General features: G+C 72.0%; 18 protein-coding genes and 1 riboswitch. Of the genes, 12 read left to right on the forward strand and 6 right to left on the reverse strand.

The genetic code is table 11. The features are described 5' to 3' along the window. Positions 1 to 139: 139 nt before the first annotated feature. Positions 140 to 607 (reverse strand): hypothetical protein, encoded by a 468-nt coding sequence (locus E1284_RS42655; protein ID WP_207924006.1) that lies wholly within the window; start codon positions 605 to 607, stop codon positions 140 to 142. A gap of 409 nt (positions 608 to 1,016) precedes the next feature. On the opposite strand from E1284_RS42655, the gene E1284_RS42660 reads away from it, so the two are divergent. Then, a complete protein-coding gene (locus tag E1284_RS42660; protein ID WP_207924007.1) occupies positions 1,017 to 1,787 on the forward strand; it encodes a hypothetical protein in 771 nt (256 codons plus the stop codon). Positions 1,788 to 1,965: 178 nt separating this feature from the next. On the opposite strand, the gene E1284_RS28890 is transcribed toward E1284_RS42660, so the two are convergent. Continuing rightward, the gene (locus E1284_RS28890) at positions 1,966 to 3,240 is read right to left on the reverse strand and encodes an acyltransferase family protein (RefSeq protein WP_131943314.1); all 1,275 of its coding nucleotides are present in this window, start codon (positions 3,238 to 3,240) and stop codon (positions 1,966 to 1,968) included. A gap of 113 nt (positions 3,241 to 3,353) precedes the next feature. Here E1284_RS28890 and E1284_RS28895 point away from each other — a divergent pair, with 113 nt between their 5' ends. The 11 genes from E1284_RS28895 to E1284_RS28945 all read left to right on the forward strand — a co-directional run bounded on the left by E1284_RS28895 (position 3,354) and on the right by E1284_RS28945 (position 13,710). After that, a complete protein-coding gene (locus tag E1284_RS28895; RefSeq protein WP_165965466.1) occupies positions 3,354 to 3,881 on the forward strand; it encodes a VOC family protein in 528 nt (175 codons plus the stop codon). Positions 3,882 to 3,923: 42 nt separating this feature from the next. Continuing rightward, positions 3,924 to 4,574 (forward strand): nitroreductase family protein, encoded by a 651-nt coding sequence (locus E1284_RS28900; RefSeq protein WP_131943316.1) that lies wholly within the window; start codon positions 3,924 to 3,926, stop codon positions 4,572 to 4,574. A gap of 217 nt (positions 4,575 to 4,791) precedes the next feature. Next, the gene (locus tag E1284_RS28905) at positions 4,792 to 5,577 is read left to right on the forward strand and encodes an MlaE family ABC transporter permease (RefSeq protein ID WP_131943317.1); all 786 of its coding nucleotides are present in this window, start codon (positions 4,792 to 4,794) and stop codon (positions 5,575 to 5,577) included. Further along, complete coding sequence (locus E1284_RS28910; RefSeq protein ID WP_243714807.1) at positions 5,577 to 6,443, forward strand: ABC transporter permease; 867 nt, start codon at positions 5,577 to 5,579, stop codon at positions 6,441 to 6,443. The genes E1284_RS28905 and E1284_RS28910 overlap by 1 nt, the downstream gene beginning before the upstream one ends. Beyond that, positions 6,440 to 7,468 (forward strand): MlaD family protein, encoded by a 1,029-nt coding sequence (locus E1284_RS28915; protein ID WP_131943318.1) that lies wholly within the window; start codon positions 6,440 to 6,442, stop codon positions 7,466 to 7,468. The genes E1284_RS28910 and E1284_RS28915 overlap by 4 nt, the downstream gene beginning before the upstream one ends. 1 nt (position 7,469) lies before the next feature. After that, positions 7,470 to 8,540, forward strand: coding sequence for an MCE family protein (locus E1284_RS28920; RefSeq protein WP_131943319.1), 1,071 nt, complete (start codon positions 7,470 to 7,472; stop codon positions 8,538 to 8,540). Beyond that, positions 8,531 to 9,562, forward strand: a complete 1,032-nt coding sequence (locus tag E1284_RS28925) for an MCE family protein (RefSeq protein WP_131943320.1) — start codon at positions 8,531 to 8,533, stop codon at positions 9,560 to 9,562. Before E1284_RS28920 ends, E1284_RS28925 begins: the two co-directional genes overlap by 10 nt. After that, positions 9,559 to 10,629 carry an MCE family protein gene (locus E1284_RS28930; RefSeq protein ID WP_131943321.1) on the forward strand — a complete coding sequence of 357 codons (1,071 nt, stop codon included), beginning with the start codon at positions 9,559 to 9,561 and terminating at the stop codon, positions 10,627 to 10,629. Before E1284_RS28925 ends, E1284_RS28930 begins: the two co-directional genes overlap by 4 nt. After that, positions 10,626 to 11,630, forward strand: a complete 1,005-nt coding sequence (locus E1284_RS28935) for an MlaD family protein (RefSeq protein ID WP_131943322.1) — start codon at positions 10,626 to 10,628, stop codon at positions 11,628 to 11,630. The genes E1284_RS28930 and E1284_RS28935 overlap by 4 nt, the downstream gene beginning before the upstream one ends. Further along, entirely contained in the window at positions 11,627 to 12,919 is a 1,293-nt protein-coding gene (locus E1284_RS28940) for an MCE family protein (RefSeq protein ID WP_131943323.1), read from the forward strand. The genes E1284_RS28935 and E1284_RS28940 overlap by 4 nt, the downstream gene beginning before the upstream one ends. Positions 12,920 to 12,933: 14 nt before the next feature. Next, on the forward strand, positions 12,934 to 13,710 hold the full coding sequence (locus E1284_RS28945) for a hypothetical protein (protein ID WP_131943324.1): 777 nt from the start codon (positions 12,934 to 12,936) through the stop codon (positions 13,708 to 13,710). Between the two features lie 70 nt (positions 13,711 to 13,780). Here the strand turns inward: E1284_RS28945 and E1284_RS28950 are convergent, their stop codons facing one another. The 4 genes from E1284_RS28950 to E1284_RS43860 form a co-directional block, all read right to left on the reverse strand. After that, positions 13,781 to 13,969, reverse strand: coding sequence for a glycosyl hydrolase family 18 protein (locus tag E1284_RS28950; RefSeq protein WP_243714808.1), 189 nt, complete (start codon positions 13,967 to 13,969; stop codon positions 13,781 to 13,783). Positions 13,970 to 14,116: 147 nt separating this feature from the next. Next, positions 14,117 to 14,737: a GNAT family N-acetyltransferase gene (locus tag E1284_RS28955; protein WP_131943325.1), complete on the reverse strand. Its 621-nt coding sequence runs from the start codon at positions 14,735 to 14,737 to the stop codon at positions 14,117 to 14,119. Positions 14,738 to 14,744: 7 nt separating this feature from the next. After that, positions 14,745 to 14,836, reverse strand: a riboswitch (SAM riboswitch). 212 nt (positions 14,837 to 15,048) lie between these two features. After that, positions 15,049 to 15,669, reverse strand: a complete 621-nt coding sequence (locus E1284_RS28960) for a DUF305 domain-containing protein (protein ID WP_131943326.1) — start codon at positions 15,667 to 15,669, stop codon at positions 15,049 to 15,051. A 10-nt stretch (positions 15,670 to 15,679) separates the two neighbouring features. Next, the coding region (locus tag E1284_RS43860; protein ID WP_341770429.1) for a carbohydrate-binding protein at positions 15,680 to 15,852 on the reverse strand (173 nt) is incomplete at its 5' end.

Here is a 15,852-nt window from a genome sequence, read left to right on the forward strand (position 1 = left end):
GCCCCCGAAAGGCAGAACGGGCGCCGCCCGGAGGGCGCGCCCGTCATGCGAATGGCGAGGAAGGCGAAGGGACTGGGATCATTTAACAGATGAGTGAGAAGGAAGCCCCCTCATGGCCTCGCCGGGCCGACACTAGCAGTCAGGCCGGGATCAGGTCACCGAGGTTTTGCAGGGTGAACACCTGCGAATCCGGGTGGAGTCCTTCGGGGCGTTCCAGACCGATGTAGGTGACCGGCTCGCCGGGCGCGCGACCGTCCCACAGGCTCGTCCTGTCGGCGGCGAACAGTTCCGCCAGGTAGCCGATGGTCAGGTAGCGGCGCTCGACGATTCCGCGCACCAGCATCGCGGCGGTCACCCGGTTCCCCTCCACCTGGTTGAAGTGCGGACGGCCCTTGAGGTGCAGGTGCAGCCACTTGGCGAGCCGGCGGCCGTCGGCGCCGCGCGTGAACACCAGCGGGAGCGCGACCCGGCCGGGGCCGCGCAGGTCCGACTTCATCCGGACGGTCCGCGCCTCGAACGGGTGTCCGTGCTGCTCGGCGCCGCGCAGCATGAACCCGAAGAACGACTCTTCGACCTTCTCGAACCCTTCCCCGGAATAGACGTTCACCTGCGGGACGATGACGTCCGCGGAGACGCGGTCGAGCGCCAGGTCGATGAACTCCGAGGCGCCGTCGGGTGCGAACGTGACGTCTCCGGAGTGCCGGCCCGCGTCCGTTGTGAGATTGGTGTACGACAGCCATTCCGGGTTGCCGTAATGCTCGTCGAGCAGGAGGGCGGAAAGGTCGAAGTCCGTGGTCTGACTGGACGGCGTCCGGCGCGTCCGGGGCGAGCCGCAGCAGCCGGTCCAGCGACCGGAACAGCAGGCCGGGCGCGCCCTTCGCGATGTTCGCCGCGCCTGCGACGTCGCCGGACGCGAGCCGCGCCTCGATGCGGGCCGCGAACGTCGGCGCCCGCTTCTCGCCGCGCGCGACCGCGAACACCTCGGCGGCGCGCGGCCACCGCGGGTACTCGTGCGGGTGCAGCCGCTCGCCGAGCCGCTTCCACGGCTCGCGCCGGGCGGCGACGTCGCCGAGTCTGCCGGGGTCGGCGGCGACCAGGCCGTCCAGGGCGGCGAGCAGCGCGCGCCGGACGGGGCGCGGCATCGACGCGAACCGGGTCGGCTCGGCGAGCGTCACGTCGCCGTCCGACAGCGCGCACGCCAGCCGCAGCACGTCCGTGACGGTGTCGGCGAGCAGGTCGGCGCCGACCGACAGGCGGGCCCGGTTGATCACGGCGCGGTTCTCCCGCACCGGGATCCGCTCGGGATGCGGGCCGGACGCGCAATGCCCGGCGAGCGTCCGCAGCGCCGCGAGGTCCTCGCCGCCGAGCGGGGTGGTGCAGCCGGCGAGCCGCAGGTAGAGCCGCCGGCCCTCCTCGTCAAGGCCGGACCCGAGCCGCAGGACGGTCACCCGGTCACCGGCGCCCGCGATCAGCTTGTCGTGCGCCGCGAGCATCTCCTCGTAGGTGTGCCGGTAGCGGCCGTAGCCGGTGAGCGCGAGCAGGTTCAGCGAACCGCGCTTCAGCGATGCGGCCGCGCCGCCCGCCGCGACCGGGTCGCGCAGTGTCTCCCGCAGGAGGCCCGTCCAGAAGTCGAGGGTGTCGGGCACATTCCGCGGAAAGTCGCGGAAGTAGGTGTTGTGCCGCACATGGTCGCCGACCATTTCCCGCACGGTCGCCAGCGTCCGCACCGCGACCCCGCGCACGGTCTGGTCGGAGAATCCGGAGAGCGCCGAGAGGGCGTCTCCTGACAGCTTGAAGCCGACCGACATCAGCGCGGCATCGAACTGCCGCGCCACCGCGGCCCCGTCCCCGGACGGGCCTTCGGGCGCCGGAATGCGATGCGTATGCCGGACGACGATTTCCTCAAGCTCCATGCTCACCGCGTCATCGTGACAGGAAACGACAAAGCGGCGCACACGGTTAAATTCACGTCGTTGCGACCTGCGGTTGCCGTGCGGTCTCCCGTGCGGGCGGGCGGGTGATGCGGCGGCCCAGGCGCTGGGCGGGGGCCTCGATCCAGCGCTGGGACGCCCAGCTGGCCGCTACCAGGGCCACCAGGAAGGCGGCCAGGCCCATCACCGCGTCCTCGCGGCCGGACGCGCCGAGGAACTGGGTCGCGACCATCAGCAGCAGCGGGTGCAGCAGGTACAGGGAGAAGCTGATGGTGCCGAGGCCGGTGGCCCACGCGGGGAAGCGCCGGTGCCGCAACCGCCATGCCGCCGCGAACGCCGCGGCCGCCGCGACCACGGCGCCGCACCAGACCACCTGGGCGTTGCGGCCGTAGGGCGCGGCGTGCCAGGTCCCGGCGGCGAGCGCGCCCGCGAGGACGACGCCGCCCGCCGCGGCGCCCGCCCGCCAGGTGATCTGGCCGCGCTCGGCCCGGTGGACGGCGGTCCCGGCGAACATGGTGGCGAGCATGATGAGGCCCTCCCACGCGCTGATCCGGCCGTTCACCGAGACCAGCACGAGGGCGAGGAGGCCGCCGAGGAGCCCGCCCGCGACCCGGGGCGCGGCGCGCCGGGACACCGCCGCCGCGATCGCCACCAGCAGGGCGGCGGCGGTCACCGCGACGACCGGGCCGGTCCCGGCGGTCCGGGAGAGCAGGGCGGAGGGCGCATGGGCGCCGGTCAGCAGGCCGGTCGCCGTGAGGGTGATCGCGACCAGGGCGACCACCGTGAGGACGACGGCCGCCGGAGCCGATCTGCGGTGCCCGCCCACCACGAACAGCGCGACGATCAGCAGGTAGAAGGCCATCTCGTAGGACAGCGTCCACAGCACGTTCATCGCGTTCGGGACGTTCAGGAGGTCCTGCAGCATCGTCATGTGCGCCAGGACGGCGGTCGCGGGGGAGTAGGTCTCCAGCCCGGCGCGCAGCCCGAGCACGCCGAGCAGGAACGGCAGGATCGCGAGCAGGGACGTCACCGCGAGCAGGGGATAGATGCGGAAGAAGCGGCCGATCCAGAACCCGCGCACGCTGCCGCGCCGCTCCAGCGACGCGGGCACGATGTAGCCGCTGACGAGGAAGAAGACGAGCACGCCGAACAGGCCGGGATCGAACCACTCCTTCAGCCAGACCCGTACCGAGGGGAGGTACACGTAGCTCGCGTGGTGCAGCGCCACCGCCAGGGCCGCCCCGCCCCGCAGCGCGTCGAGCCACCCGAGTCTGGACGGAGCGGAGGAAACCCCCGAAGCGGCAACCATTCCGACAGACTAGTCGATCAACATCAAGGGTTCCCTAAAACGGCTATCTGCCGTGAAATAGGTGAAGACGGATGCCGTTGCGGCGCCCGGACGGACGCCGGATGGGAGGGTCAATGCCCGCGATCACGCACCGCTCGGCCAAGGAACCCGCGATCAAGTCCCGCTTCCTTTCGCACGGCACGCTGAAGATCACCGATGTGACGGCCACGCGCCGTTTCTACGAGGAAGTCCTCGGGCTGGAAGTCGTCCAGCCGATGATGGCGGCGCTCTACATCCGGCTGGGCGGCGACCACACCTACGTGTGCGTCGAGTCGAAACCGGACCGCCCCGACATGCCGCTCCTGTACCACAACGGCCTCGACGTCGGCAGCGACGACGAAGTGGACGAGGCATACCGGCGGATCGCGGAGGTGGCCGACGAGTACGGCGTCAAGGAGCTGAACAAGCCCGTCCGCCAGCACGGCGTCTACTCGTTCTACCTGAAGGACCTCGACGGCAACTGGTGGGAGATCGGGCACCTTCCGCCGCGCGGCTACCGGTTCCGGTTCGCCGACCCGCGCAACGACCTCACCGGACGCACCGACCTCACCCCGCAGCAGGCCAAGGAGGTGTTCGTCAACCCCGTCATCGACACCGACTGACTCGCGGGTGCCCCGCGGAGCCGCTGGGGCACGATGGGGATCATGACGACACTTCCCTTGAGCCCGGACGAGCTGCTGACCACGACCCGCACCGTGCGCAAGCGCCTCGACCTCGACCGCCCCGTGCCCATCGAACTCGTCCGCGAGTGCCTGGAGATCGCGCTGCAGGCGCCGAGCGGCAGCAACCGGCAGGGCTGGCAGTGGATCGTCGTCACCGATCCCGGGCAGCGCGCCGCGATCGGCGAGCACTACCGGCGCGCGTTCGCGGCCTACGCCGCCTCCAAGGAGTCGGCGGCCGTCCTCTACAAGGACGACCCGGACCGCGCCGAGGTGCAGCGCCGCGTCGGTGACAGCGCCGCCCACCTGGCCGAGCGCATGGGCGACGTGCCCGTCCTGGTGATCCCGTGCCTGCGGGTGGAGAGCGGGCGGCTGCCGGGCGGCAACCAGGCCGGCCTGTGGGGCTCGCTGCTGCCCGCCGCGTGGAACTACGCGCTCGCCGCGCGCGCCCGCGGGCTCGGCACCGCCTGGACGTCCCTGCACCTGGTCTACGAGCGGGAGGTCGCGGAGATCCTCGGCCTGCCCGAGGACGTCCGGCAGGGCGCGCTCATCCCCACCGCCTACTACACCGGCGAGACGTTCCGTCCCGCCGCGCGCGTCCCGCTGGACGAGGTCCTCCACCTCGACCGCTGGTGACGCCGCTCCGCTAGCGGCCCGCGCGCGACCCGGCGCGCGGGCTCTCGCGCTCTTATTGGCGGATCGCCAATAAGCTATTGCCACCCCGCCAATAAGTGTTCTAGTCTTCCGTGTGCACTGGGGGCCCGAGCTCCGGCGGCCCCGCGTGATCCACGTCTTCGCGCCAGACGCACGCGGGGTCCGCCGGTCCCCCGTACCCGAACGGAAGTGAACCCCCTTGGCCGCCATCCAACTGCCACGCCGCGTGCACGGCCTGCTCGGCGAGGTCGGCGAGCTGTTCGTCATCGCGCTGGAGGCCGTCCGCCGGACGTGGGACGTCCGCACCTGGGCGTGGGAGTTCGCCGAGCAGGCGTGGTTCCTCGCCCGGGTGACGGCCCTCCCGGTGATCCTCGTGTCGCTGCCGCTCGGCGCGACCGTCGCGCTGCAGGTCGGGCAGCTCGCGGCACAGCTCGGCGCCCAGTCCGCGACCGGCGGCGCGGTCGTGGTCGGGCTGGTCCGGGAGGTCGCGCCGATCGCCGCCGCACTGATCATCGCCGGCGCCGGTGGGTCGGCGATGACCGCCGACATGGGCGCCCGGCGCATCCGGGACGAGTTGGCCGCGATGGAGGCGATGGCCGTCAACCCGGTGCACCGGCTCGTCACGCCCCGGCTGTGGGCGGCGAGCCTGGTCTCGACGCTGCTCGCCTCGCTGGTCATCGTCGCGGGCGCGGCCGGCGGGTTCGTGTTCAACGTCCTGCTCCAGGACGTCACGCCGGGCGCCTACTTCGACGGCGCCGTGTCGCTGCTGCAGACGTCCGACCTGGTCGTGACGCTGCTGAAGTCCTGGCTGTTCGGGGTGATCGCGGCCGTCGTCGCCTGCTACATGGGGATGAGCTGCGCGGCGAGCCCGGTCGGGGTCGGACGCGCCGTCAACCGCGCCATCGTCGTCGCGTTCATGCTGGTGTTCGCCCTCAACTACGTGATCACGACGGTGTACTTCGTCGCGTTCCCGCCGAGGATCTGATGGCGGGCCTTCCCGTGATGGAGAGGATCGCGCCGAGGGCCGTCCGGGCCGGGTCGGCGGCGCTGCGGCGGTCCGGGGACCTCGCCCAGTGGCCGGTGTTCGTCTACCGGATCCTGCTGTACTCGTTCCGCGACCTGATCCTGCGCCGCAAGTACACCAAGACCATCGCCCGGCACGTGTCGGACGTGGTCGTCGGCGTCGGTGCCAGCGTCGTCGGCGGCGGCATGATCTTCGTGATCTTCACGATGGCCTTCTTCGTCGGCACCGAGGTGGGCCTGCAGGGCTACACCGGGCTGGAGTCGATCGGCGCGCAGTCGTTCATGGGCCTCGTCGGGTCGTTCGCGAACGTCCGGGAGATCACCCCGGTGATCGCGGCGGTCGCGCTCGCCGCGCAGTGCGGGTCGGCGTTCACCGCCGAGCTCGGCGCGATGCGCATCTCCGAGGAGATCGACGCCCTGGAGGTCATGGGCATCGGGTCGTTCGCCTACCTGGTGTGCACCCGGGTCGTCGCGGCGCTCGTCGCGCTCGTCCCGCTCTACCTGATCGCGCTGTTCGCGAGCTTCTTCGCGACCCGGCTGATCAGCACCGGGTTCTTCGACCTCGCGCCCGGCGTCTACGACTACTACTTCCGGCTGTACCTGCCGACCATCGACCTGGTCTACAGCGCGATCAAGGTCGCGGTGTTCGCCTTCGCGGTGATCACCATCCACTGCTACTACGGCTACTACGCGACCGGCGGACCGGCCGGGGTGGGCCGCGCGGCGGGCCGCGCGATCCGGCTGTCCATCATCGTGATCGTCGCCCTGAACCTGCTGCTGTCCTATGTGTTCTGGGGCAGCGGCGCGACCGTGAGGCTCACCGGATGATCAATGAGGAGATGGCGCTGCGCCGCCGGCTGCTGATCAGCGCGGTCACGCTGGCCGTGCTGGCGGGCCTGCTGTACGTGCTGGTCGCCCGGCCGGGTCGGGATCCGGGCACGGTGCTGTCCGCCGAGTTCGGCCGCGCCGGGCAGGGCCTCGGCTCCGGCACGCCGGTGAAGGTCCGCGGCGTGACGGTCGGGTCGGTCGCGGACGTCGAGCTGACCGGCGTTGGCCGGGCGCGCATCAGCCTGCGGCTGGATGCCGGGACGCGGGTGCCCGACACCGTCACCGCGTCCATCGAGCCCGCGTCGGCGTTCGGCCCGAAGTTCGTCGACCTCGTGCCCGGCGCGCACGCCGACACCGGCCCCTACCTGGCGTCCGGCGCGCGGATCGCGCGCACCTCCGACCCGCGCGACCTGTCCGACCTGCTCGCGCGCGCCGACGCCGGGCTCAGCGCCGTGGACGCCGAGGAGGTCGGCACGATCGTGCACACGGTCGCGACCGGGCTCGAAGGGCAGGGCGCGCGGCTGCGCGAGACCATCGACCAGACCGGCATCCTGCTGGACGTCGCCTACAAGAACCGCGCGAACGCCCGCAGGTTCATCGGCGACGCCGCCGCCCTGTCCGGCGCCGTGTCCGACAAGGGCGACGAGCTCGTCGCGATCTCCGGGGACGCCAACGCGCTGATCGGCACGGCGGCGCGGGGGAGGGGCCGGCTCGCCGGGTTCGCCGACGGGCTGTCGGAGGTGTCGCTGCTCGTCTCGCACGGCTTCGACGAGCGCGGCGGGCAGCTCGGCGCGGCGTTCCGGTCGTCCGAGCGCACCGCCTGGATCATCTACGCGCAGCTCGGGCTGGTCGGCGACGCCGTCCGGACCGGGAACACGCTGCTGCCCCTGTACGGGGAGCTGACGTCCATGAAGGGCACCGGCGGCAAGAACTACATCCGCACCCAGGGCTACCTGCCGACCGACCCGTGCCAGTTGCTCCTCGGGGTGTGCGGGCCCTACCGCGGCGCGGCGGGAGGACGGTGACATGGCCTCCACCCTTTCGCGCGGCGCCCGCATCGGGCTCGTCGTCCGGCTCGCGGCGTTCGTGACCGTCACCGGCGTCCTGACCGCGGTCATCGGGATGCAGATCGCCCGCGTGAACACCGAGGGCGGCTGGCGCCTGACCGCCACGTTCGACGACGCCAGCGGCCTGATGAAGGGCGACGAGGTCAAGATCGCCGGGGCGCCGGTCGGGCGGGTCGACGAGGTGAAGGTCGTGGACGGCAAGGCCCGCGTCGGCCTCACCGTCCGCGACTCGGTGCGGATCCCCGCCGACAGCGAGGCGGCGATCCGCTGGCGCGACGCCATGGGCCGCCGCGTCGTCTACCTGGTGCCCGGCAAGAGCGCGGCCAGGATGCGGCCCGGCGCGCACATCGAGAAGACGCGCTCCGCGGTGGACGGCAGCGCCCTGCTCGACCAGCTCGGACCCCTCGTCCGCAGCCTGGACCCGAAGCAGGTCAACACCGTCCTCGTGTCGCTGTCCGAGGCGCTCGACGGGAACGCCCGCAACATCGACCGGCTGATCGCCGACATCGACACGCTGTCGGCCACGATCGCGAAGCGGCGCAAGGTGCTGCGGCAGATGCTGGACGACTACGCCACCGTCACCGGAGTCATCGCCCGCCGCGACAAGCAGATCGGCTCCGCCGTGGACGACCTGGTCAGCCTCAGCGAGGCGTTCAACGGCAACCGGAGGCTGATCGACGGCACCCTCGTCCAGCTCGCGGCCCTGGCGCGGACCTCCGACGCGCTGCTCGCGGGCAACGAGCGCGAACTTGGCCAGGTCGTCGACAGGCTGTCGGTGTTCTCCTCCGGCGTGAACCGCAACAGCGGGACGCTCCTGAAGGTCCTGCGGTCGGTGACGCCGAAGCTCCAGCACATCTTCGCCGCCGTCGACAACGGCCGGTACGTGGAGGCGGCGATCCCCTGCCTGTCGCTCGCCGCGCCGCCCTGCCCGTACCCGACGCGGCTGCCCGGCCCCCGCGAGGGCGCGAAGAGCGTCGACACGCCCCAAGAGCTGCAGAACCTGATGGTCGGGGGGACCACATGGCGATGAGATCCTTCCGCGACCGCAACAGGATCGCGGTCGGGCTGGTGTCGGCGGGCACGCTCGTCGCGCTGGTCGTGTCGGTGTACCTGGTCGGGACGCGCGGGCTGTTCAAGGACCGCTACACCATCACCGGCACGTTCGCCGCGACCGGCGGGCTCCGCTCCGGCGACGAGGTGCGGGTCGCCGGCGTCCGGGTCGGCGAGGTCGGCGCCGTCCGGCCGGACCACCGGCACGGGTACGTGGTCATCACCTGGAAGGTGGACGGCGACGTCGACCTCGGCCCGAACATCCGCGCCGAGATCAAGGTCGCGAACGTGCTAGGCGGACGCTACCTGCGGCTGTCCGGCCCGGTCGCCGCCCCGCACCTCGCCGACGTCCCCGAGGACAGGCGCCGCATCCCGCTGGACCGCACCCAGGTGCCGACGACGATCAACGACGTGCTGGACACCTCCACCCGCACGATCTCCAAGCTCGACACCAAGGCCATCAACAAGATCGTGGCCGAGCTGAACGGGATCGGTGCCGAGGACCGCGGCAGGCTCGGCCGCGCCCTCACCAACCTCGCGAGCCTCTCCGAGACCGTCAACGACGCCGACCCGCAGATCAGGAAGCTGCTCGACAGCGGCGACCGCGTCCTCAAGCTCGCGCACGCCAAGGACGAGGAGCTGTCCCGCCTGCTCACCAACGTCCAGGCCATGCTGGACGAGCTGCGCCTGCGCCGCACCGAGTTGGCCGCGTTCCTCGGCAGCGGCAACAGGGCGGTGAAGAGCCTCACCGAGCTGATCGACGACCGGCAGGCGAAGCTGCTGACGCTCGTCGCCGACCTGCGCGGCACCCTCGGCACACTCCGCCCCGCGACCGGCGACTTCAACCGGCTGCTCGCCTGGGCCGGGCCCACGCTGTCCGGCCTGTCGGGCACCGGCGGGCGGGGGCCGTGGCTGGAGGTCGTCGCGACCGGGCTCGGCCCACTGTCCCCGAAGGACCTCGCCGACCTCGCCCGCATCGCACCGAAGGAGACCGGACGATGAGCCGCGCCGGAGAGGGCACGGCGATGAGGCGCCGCGCGCGTCCCGCGGCGGCGGTCGCCGTGCTCGCGCTGACCGCCGCGCTCGGCGGCTGCGGCATCGCCTCCGAGCCGACCTACCCGATGACCGTGTACTTCGAGAAGGCGCCCTCGCTGTACGAGAAGTCGCAGGTGAAGGTGATGGGCGCCGACGCGGGCACGATCACGTCCATCAAGGACGAGAAGAACCGCGTCCGCGTCGACATCGAGGTGAAGCGGTCGATTCCCGTCCCGGCCGGGGTGCACGCGGCGATCGACTCGTCCGACGCGCTCGGCGAGCGGTTCGTCAGCCTGCACCCGGTGTGGAAGCCGGGCATGCCGAAGGCGGGGCCCGGCACGGTCATCCCGCCGGAGCGCACCGAGCTGCCGGTGGAGATCGACGACGCGCTCGCCGCGTTCGCCAAGCTCAACGGCTCGATCGACGCGGGCGCGCTCGGCCCGGCGATCCACCGCGCCGCCGAGTCCGTGCGCGGCCGGGGCGGCGGCATCAACGACGCGCTGCACAGCACGTCCGAGCTGACCGGCGACCTGGCCGCGCAGGACCAGAGGATCGCGTCGCTGGCTAAGGGCCTGCACAGCCTCGCCGCCGACCTGAACGGCCGCGACCGGCAGCTGTCGGCCCTGCTGGATTCCTTCTCCAGCACCAGCCGCAGCCTCGCCGAGGAGCGTGCCCAGCTGCGCGACTTCGTGGCGGGGCTCGCGGCGGCGATCCGCAAGAGCGACGTGCTGATCACCGCCTACCGGGAGAAGCTGCCGGCCACGGTCGCGGACCTGTCCAACATCGTGCTCAGCCGCAAGGGCAACGTCGCCGGGCTCACCCAGGCCATCGACGGCCTCGGCCGGTTCGCGGACGTCGCCGTCCAGGCGTGGGACCGCCGCAACCACGTCGCCACCATCCGCCTCGTCGTGCACGGCACCGTCCGGGCATGGCTCCAGCCGCTGTTCACCGCGATGGGCTGGGGGACGATCCCGTGCCTCAAGGGCGAGCCCGCGCTCGCCGACTGCCAGCCACCGCCGGGAGGACGGGGATGAGAGCGTTCCTGACCTGTGTTCTGGTCGGCGTCCTGGCCGTCGCCGCGGGCGGCTGCTCGCTGCAGACGATCGGCGCGCCGCGCGGCGACGTCACCCTGAACGCCACGTTCGACGACGTGCAGAGCCTCGTCATCGGGCACAGCGTCCAGGTCGCCGACATCCGCGTCGGCACCGTCACCGGCATCGCGCTGGACGGCTACCGCGCCCGCGTCACCATGTCGCTGCGCAAGCGCGTCCCCACCGGGACGACGGCGACGATCGCCAAGTCGTCGCTGCTCGGCGAGAACTACGTGCGGCTTGAACTGCCCGCCGGGGCCCGCCTGGACACCGGCCCGTTCCTGGCGTCCGGCGCGACGATCGCGAACACGTCCGTGCAACCGGACCTGGAGCAGATCAGCGAGAAGGTCGGGCCGCTGCTCGCCGCGCTCGGCGGGCAGGACATCGCCACCATCAGCGCCGAGTCCGCGACCGCGCTGGACGGCAAGGGCCACCGGCTCAACACGCTCATCGCGCGGGCCGCCGACGTCGGCGACCAGTACGCCGCCGCCAGCACCGACCTCGGCCGCGCGCTCGACTCCCTCGGATGGCTCGGACGCTCGCTGAGCAAGGGCTCCAAGGAGATCGACCGGCTGCCCGGCAGCGTGGAGCTCGCCACCCGGCGGCTCCAGGACGACCGGGACAACCTCAAACGCACCATCCAGGCGCTGCTCAAGCTCGCCACCTCGGTCAACGCCAAGGTGCAGCAGCGGCACGCCAAGCGGCTCGGCGTCCTGCTGGAGCGGGCGGACGAGCTGCTCGCCGCCGCGCTGCGCGGGCGCGACGAGCTGAAGGCGCTCGCCGGGACCGTGCTGGACTTCCTGAACGGGCCGTCGGTGTCGTCCAGCGGGCAGGCCCTCCTGTTCCTGTGGATCAAGGGCTTCCTGCCCCATCCGAACGCCGCCGCGGCCGGGAGTTCCAGCAAGCGGACGGACCTTCGAGGACTGCTGGGGCCGCGCCCATGAGATACCCCCGCGTCGCCGTCAACCTCGTGTTCTTCGCCGTACTCGGCGTGGTGCTCGCGGTCTGGGCCGTCCGCAGCGTGATCCACATCGAGGCGCTCGAACGGCCCTTCACCGTCACCGCCGACTTCGCGTCCTCGCCCGGCCTGCACGGCGACCTGGAGGTCACCCACCGGGGCGTCCGGGTCGGCGAGGTCGGCACGGTGAAGCTGCGCGGCGACCACGTCGCCGTCGGCCTCGACCTCGACCGGGGCGCGCGGATCCCCGCCGACGTGGGCGCGCGCGTGCTGCGCAAGTCGGCGATCGGCGAGCCGTACATCGAGCTGACGCCGGCGGCGTCGCAGTCCACCGGGTCGGCGGTGCTGGAGGCGGGTGACCACATCCCGCTCGCCCGCACCGCCGGGACGACCGACTACAGGCAGCTGTTCGACGGCCTCAGCCGCACCCTCGACGCGGTCGACCCGCGCGACACCCGGACGCTCGTCCACGAACTGGCCACCGGCCTCGCGGGGCGCGGCGACGACCTGCACGACATGATCTCCGACGCGCACCGGCTGACCGGCACCCTCGCCGCCGACGCCGGCACGCTGGACGCGCTGTCGCGCGAGCTCACCCGCCTCACCGCGACGCTCACCGCCCACCGCGGCGACATCGCGTCCGGCGTCGGCGACCTCGCGCTGCTCACCGCATCGCTGCGGCAGTCGAACCGCGACCTCGACAGCGTCCTCGCGCAGGGGCCCGGCGCGATGAAGAACCTGCACGCACTCCTCCAGGACGCGCGTCCCGGCCTGGACTGCCTGCTCACCGCCGCCTCGACACCGACCGCGCCGCTGATGACCCCGGCCACCCGGAAGAAGATCGACCACGTGCTGCGGCTCGTCCCGACGCTGCAGGCGCTCGTCTCGGACGTCACCGCGACCGACGCGAGCGGCAAGTACCTGCGCGTCACGCCCGTCATCACGCTGACGGGGCCGGCCAAGGCGGCGACCGAGTACAAGAGCCCGATGGCCAAGCCGCAGGCCCCGAACCTCACCTACTGCCAGGCCAACGGCCCCGCGGACCAGCAGGCCGTGAAGGCCCCCGGCAAGGTCAAGCCCACGCCGGGTGCCGCTGCCGCCGACGACAAGCCCGCAGGCACGTCACCGGACGGCGACCTGCGCCCGGTGAAGGCGGATGAGCACCGGCCGGAATCGCGCTGGCTGCCCCTCCTGCCACCCGTGCTCGGCGGCCTCATCGTCGTCGTCGCCGTCCTCAACACCCTCCGCGTCGCCCTGCGCCGCCGTTCCCGATAGCCCTGGGAGGACCCGTGAGCAAGACCGACACCCGCACGAACGACGTCCCCAAGACCGAGGCCCCGGCCGACGAGGACGCCGAGGCCCAGGACGCGCCGGAGCCCGAGGCCGCCGACGAACCGGGCATCGAGGACGAGCCGAAGGCGGTCTCGACGAAACCCGTGGCCAAGGTCGCCGGTAGCTCGGAGAAGGCGGACGGCGGGCGGCGGTCATGGCGGGGCGTGCCGGTGAAGGCGTGGCTGGTGCGGGCCACGGTCGCGGTGGCGGTCGCCGGGTCGGCCGTGACGGCGGGCCTCCAGTGGCACGCCGCCGACCAGGCCGCGCAGCGCGACAAGGAGCGGCAGGAAGTGCGGGCCAGCGCCGCCGAGTTCGGGCAGGCGCTGCTCAGCTACGACCACACCAAGTTGCAGGACGCCCGGCACCGCGTCCTCGCGCTGGCCACCGACGACTTCGCCAAGACCTACGACGAGGCGTTCACCGGCGGGCTCGAAGGCGTCATCACCAAGCTGAAGGCGGACGCGACGGCGGAGGTCCAGGCCGTGTACCTGGAGAAGATCCAGGACGGGGCGGCCAAGGCCGTCGTCGTCATGGACTCCGAAGTGCACAGCACGGCCGGCACCCGCCGCGTCCTCGGCTCGTACCTCGACATGAGGCTCGTCCGGCGGGGCGGCGCGTGGAAGGTCACCGACGTGACGTCGGTCGGCGCGGCGAACGAGAGCATGACCGACCCGGACGGCAAACGGCAGCAGCAGCCGGGGGCGGCGGTCCCCACCCCGGAGAAGACCCCCTGACCGGAGGCATGGAGCAGGGCCGGCGCCGCGAGCGGGGCAGCGGCGCCGGCCCTGGGATCGGGGACCGGGATCAGTTCAGGCCGTCATCGAGCGCCTTCGTGAGGACGCCCGGGTCGCCGGACATCTCCCAGATCATGGCGCCGAGCAGGTTCTTGCTCCGCAGCCATGCGGTCTTCTTCCGGATGGACCAGGCGTCGTCGAAACTCCACCACTGGCCGTCGCCGCCCGCGTCGAGATACGGCTGGACGGCGTTCTCCACGCTGAAGTGGAACGAGTACGGGGTGTTGGAGCCGCCGAAGGCCTGGCTGAGAGCGAAGTCTGATCGGCAAGTCGAGCAGGCCGCTCCAGAACGACGCGAGCCGATCAAGGTCGATGACGTCGATCACGACACCGCCGAGCCGGACGCTCAACCGACCCCGTCCCTGGACGCCAGACGGGTCAGGAGCGCTTGCCGGACAGTCGGCCATTCGGAGACGACCACGGCGAACATTGCCGAGTCCCGCAGCATCCCCTCCTCGCCGGGCGCCCAGGACATCGACCAGTTGCGAAGGACACCCTCAAAGCCGATACCGAGGCGTTCCAGTGCCCGCCGGCACCGGTGGTTACGGGCGTCGGTCTTCAGGTCGACCCGGGAGACCCCGAGGGTCTCGAACGCGTGCTCCAGCAGCAGGAGTTTCGCCTCGGCGTTGATCCCGCTGCCCTGCGCCGACGCCGCCAGCCAGGTGAAGCCGACCTCGACCGCGCGTAGGCCCGGCCGATCCGGCCATGGCCGGGGATCCCAGAAGGCGGTACAGCCCACCGCCTGCCCGTCACTCACCCGAACCTGCGCGAACGGCGTCAACCCACGGCGGGACAACTGCACCGCCACATAGTCGAGCACCTGGTCGCCGCGCGGAACCAGCGTGAACCCGTACGACGCGCGGTCTTCCTCCACGGCTTCCGCCAAGTCGCCCGCGTGCTCCGTCGTCAACGGCTCCAGCCGCACCAATGAACCAGCGAGCACAGGGACATCGAGCCAAATACTCATCAGGCCTTCCTCATCGTTCCTGGCGTTGGCACCTTGCCCGATATGGGCAGGTTGCCGGACCGTCACAGGGCCAGGTCCCTCAGATCCTCTGGATGATCACGGAAGCTCGATCGTCCCCGACAACCGGGAACCATGTCAACCGCACCTCTCTGTCCGCGCCGGTGACGGTGGCGTTCGTCTCTGAGACGGTCGTCGCGAGGGCCGAGCCGTTGTAGACCTCGTACGCGATGATCGGCAGGCTGCCCGCCTTGCAGCGCCGCGACGACCACGATGGTAAGGAGGGTTCCGACTAATCTGCGCATACCCAATACCTATTTCTGGGGGAGTTCGTTCCGGGGCGGGGAGCCGAGGAGCGCCAGCATCTGGTCGATCTCGGCGGAACGGGACTTCTCGACGCGCTGTGCGAGCTGCCGCGTCCAGGCGTCCTCGCCCTTGCCGATCTCCAGCCGGGCGAACTGGACGGTGTCGTCCTGGTGGGCGATGAGCAGGTTGAGGAACGCGCGCTCGAACCGGTCGGGCGGCGTCTTGGCCAGGGCGTTCAGTTCGGCGTCGGTCGTCTGCGGCATCCCGCCGTGCACGGCGTGCGCGCCCGGGTCCGCCCGCAGGGGCCGGTGCCAGCCGCGCAGCCGCGTCTGCATCTGCCGCGCCTCGGCGATCTCGGTCGTCTCGATCGCCGCGGCGAGCGTCCGCACCTCGGGCCGGACGGGATGCCGCCTCGCGAGCCGGACCAGCGCCACGCCCTGCTCCTGATGCGGAAGCATCATCTGCAGGAACATCACGTCGGTGCCGTTGAACCCGGCCCCGCCGCGCGGCGCCGCCGGGGCGGAGCCGCCGGCCGAGGATCCGCCGACGGCCCCGCACTGCACGGCCAGCAGCAGCCCGCACGCCGCGAGCAGCACCAGCGCCGCGTACGTCGAGATGCTGCGCCTCATGGTGCCCCGATCAGGCCGGTTGCCAGAGGGCGGGCGTGTTCGGGGGCTCCCACCCGGCGATCGCCGTGTGCGCCTGGAGGCACTGGTAGGTCGCGCCGCCGTAGGTGACCCGGTCGCCGGCGGCGTAGGCCGTCCCCGCCTGCCAGGTGCCGCTCGGCTGCTCGGTCGGGGTGGGGGTCGGGG

Origin of the sequence: Actinomadura bangladeshensis (assembly GCF_004348335.1) — a bacterium.
GTDB lineage: Bacteria > Actinomycetota > Actinomycetes > Streptosporangiales > Streptosporangiaceae > Spirillospora > Spirillospora bangladeshensis.

Coding starts and splice junctions, on each gene's coding strand:
- E1284_RS28890 (WP_131943314.1), bottom strand. CDS start 3,240: ATGGTTGCCGCTTCGGGGGTTTCCTCCGCTCCGTCCAGACTCGGGTGG.
- E1284_RS28895 (WP_165965466.1), top strand. CDS start 3,354: ATGCCCGCGATCACGCACCGCTCGGCCAAGGAACCCGCGATCAAGTCC.
- E1284_RS28900 (WP_131943316.1), top strand. CDS start 3,924: ATGACGACACTTCCCTTGAGCCCGGACGAGCTGCTGACCACGACCCGC.
- E1284_RS28910 (WP_243714807.1), top strand. CDS start 5,577: ATGGCGGGCCTTCCCGTGATGGAGAGGATCGCGCCGAGGGCCGTCCGG.
- E1284_RS28915 (WP_131943318.1), top strand. CDS start 6,440: ATGATCAATGAGGAGATGGCGCTGCGCCGCCGGCTGCTGATCAGCGCG.
- E1284_RS28920 (WP_131943319.1), top strand. CDS start 7,470: ATGGCCTCCACCCTTTCGCGCGGCGCCCGCATCGGGCTCGTCGTCCGG.
- E1284_RS28925 (WP_131943320.1), top strand. CDS start 8,531: ATGGCGATGAGATCCTTCCGCGACCGCAACAGGATCGCGGTCGGGCTG.
- E1284_RS28930 (WP_131943321.1), top strand. CDS start 9,559: ATGAGCCGCGCCGGAGAGGGCACGGCGATGAGGCGCCGCGCGCGTCCC.
- E1284_RS28935 (WP_131943322.1), top strand. CDS start 10,626: ATGAGAGCGTTCCTGACCTGTGTTCTGGTCGGCGTCCTGGCCGTCGCC.
- E1284_RS28940 (WP_131943323.1), top strand. CDS start 11,627: ATGAGATACCCCCGCGTCGCCGTCAACCTCGTGTTCTTCGCCGTACTC.
- E1284_RS28955 (WP_131943325.1), bottom strand. CDS start 14,737: ATGAGTATTTGGCTCGATGTCCCTGTGCTCGCTGGTTCATTGGTGCGG.
- E1284_RS28960 (WP_131943326.1), bottom strand. CDS start 15,669: ATGAGGCGCAGCATCTCGACGTACGCGGCGCTGGTGCTGCTCGCGGCG.